General features: G+C 71.6%; 1 protein-coding gene. It reads left to right on the top strand.

What is annotated here, in order from left to right; all coding sequences use genetic code 11:
• Nucleotides 1–742 (top strand): acetate/propionate family kinase (locus JMF90_RS39135; protein ID WP_374104348.1); only part of this gene is annotated, 742 nt, incomplete at both ends.

Raw genomic sequence — 742 nt, 5'->3', positions numbered from 1 at the left:
GATTCGCGCGGTTGCCGCGGTTGCGCCGAACCTGCCGCAGGTCGCGTGTTTCGACACCGCGTTCCATGCGACGGTGCCGGCGCTCGAACGGGAGTTCGCGTTGCCGCGCGCGCTGACCGAGCAGGGCATCGTGCGCTACGGGTTTCACGGGCTGTCGTACGAGTACATCGCGACGGCGCTCGCGGCCCTCGATCCGTCGTGGATGCAGCACCGGACGGTGGTCGCGCACCTCGGTAACGGCGCAAGCCTGTGTGCGCTCGCGAACGGCCGCAGCGTCGCGACGACGATGGGGTTCACGGCAGTCGACGGGCTGCCGATGGGCACGCGCACGGGCGCGCTGGACCCCGGCGTGATCCTGTACCTGCAGCGTCACACGGGCCGCTCGCTCGACGAGGTCGAGCATCTGATCTATGCCGAATCGGGCTTGCTGGGCGTGTCGGGCGTGTCGAGCGACATGCGCACGCTGCTCGCGAGCGACGCACCGTCGGCCGCGCATGCGGTCGAGCTGTTCGCCTATCGCGCGGCCCGCGAACTCGCCGCACTGGCCGGCGTGCTCGGCGGTCTCGACACGCTCGTGTTCACGGCGGGCATCGGCGAGCACGCGCCGCGCGTGCGTGAACGGATCTGCCGCCGCGCGGCGTGGCTCGGCATCGTGCTCGACGACGCGGCGAACGCGGCCGGCCTGCCGGTGATTTCGAGCGACGCGTCGCGCGTGACGGTGCGCGTGATCCCGACCGACGAG

This window comes from Burkholderia sp. E168m23 (genome assembly GCF_016586125.1).
GTDB classification, from domain to species: domain Bacteria; phylum Pseudomonadota; class Gammaproteobacteria; order Burkholderiales; family Burkholderiaceae; genus Burkholderia; species Burkholderia orbicola.
Note: the sequence above shows the minus strand (reverse complement) of the source record. Positions and strands in the feature narration are given on the sequence as shown.